Annotated in this window: 3 protein-coding genes; all 3 read right to left on the minus strand. The window is 69.5% G+C overall.

The window, feature by feature from the left end; all coding sequences use genetic code 11:
• Nucleotides 1-36 precede the first annotated feature (36 nt).
• Nucleotides 37-726, minus strand: a complete 690-nt coding sequence (locus IEX61_RS12200) for an ATP-binding protein (protein ID WP_188818247.1) — start codon at nucleotides 724-726, stop codon at nucleotides 37-39.
• On the minus strand, nucleotides 723-995 hold the full coding sequence (locus IEX61_RS12205; protein ID WP_229725875.1) for a hypothetical protein: 273 nt from the start codon (nucleotides 993-995) through the stop codon (nucleotides 723-725). Before IEX61_RS12205 ends, IEX61_RS12200 begins: the two co-directional genes overlap by 4 nt.
• Nucleotides 958-1,288, minus strand: a 331-nt coding sequence (locus IEX61_RS12210) for a hypothetical protein (RefSeq protein WP_188818249.1), incomplete at its 5' end; no start/stop codon positions are given. The genes IEX61_RS12210 and IEX61_RS12205, both read right to left, overlap by 38 nt.

Here is a 1,288-nt window from a genome sequence, read left to right on the forward strand (position 1 = left end):
CCTCCCTGAGGGAGCCTCTTGCCAAGTCCTTCTGGGTTAGATTTTCTCGTGAGTGACCGGCGGTTGACGGAGGGGCACCACGTGGGAGCGTCCGTTTACGAGGCGCACGGCGTAACCGGCATCGGCCGACTCCGTCAGGTGGGTGTTATGGGTGACCATGATGATTTGCCGCGCGAAGAGGTCGCTGACCGACTGCAGGAACTGGACGACGGGCACGATGTAGTCCTCGCTCACGTGCTTGGCCGGCTCGTCGAGGATGAGCGGCCCGGGGAGGGGCGGTTTGAGGGCCTGCAGCAGGGCGACGCGCAACGCGAGGGAAACCACGTCCACCACGCCCCCGCCACGGGCGTCCTGCGGCCTCGTGACGACCGGCACGCCGTCCGCCTCGGACACCACATAGAATTCCGCGACGGGTTTGCCGCCGTGCTCGCCCACCTCCACCTCGAAGCGCAAGCCCGGCCCGAACACGTATTGCAGGGCATTGGTGACGAGCATGGCCAGCTGCTGGCGCGCCTGCTCGCGGGCGTACGCGCCCGTCTCCTGCAGCAGGATGCGCGTCTGCTCGTACAGCTCCCGTCGGCGGCGGGCGTCTTCCCACGCCGCTTGCCGCTCGCGGAGGTCGCGCAAGAGGGCTTCCTGTTTGCCCTCCAGGCGGGCCAGGCGCTCCCGGGCCCGGCGCTGCGCCTCGCGCAGCCGCTCCAGCTCGGCGCTGAGCGCGGCGCTCATTTCTCCACCAGCTCCTTCGGAATGTGCTGCCAGGCCTCGGCAAGAAGGCGCTCAATTTCCCGCTCCAGTTGCGCAATCTCCTCGTCGAGGCGCTCAGGCGCGACCCCCAGTTCGTCCAGTTCGCGCAGAATCTCGTTGCGCTGGGCCTCGAGTTGCTCGAGGCGCGCCTCGGCGCGGTAGCGGAGGTTCTTCGCCTTCTCTATGGCCTCCCGGATCGCCTTCAGTTCCGCCTCATAGGCCATGCCGCTGTCTTTCCCCGCCTGGCTCACCGGCATCTCCTCCCCACTCGTCCAGAATGTGCGCGATGCGGTCTTCGTCTACGGGACTGCCGCACAGGGGACAGGTCTTCATCGCCGCCAGCACGGCGCGCAGCCGCGCCATCAGCCGGCGCAGCGTCGCGTCCTGCTCGCGGAGGAACGCTTCGCCCTGCGCCAGGCGCTCCGTCACTTCGCGCAAGCGCGTGCGGGCGTCGACAAGCCGCCGATGCCGCTCGGCCCGCTGCGCCACCGCCTCCGCCTGCGCGGCGAGGGCCTCCACCGCCTGCGTGGCCTCGCGCACGCGG

The sequence above is a fragment of the Calditerricola satsumensis genome, assembly GCF_014646935.1.
GTDB classification, from domain to species: Bacteria; Bacillota; Bacilli; order Calditerricolales; family Calditerricolaceae; genus Calditerricola; species Calditerricola satsumensis.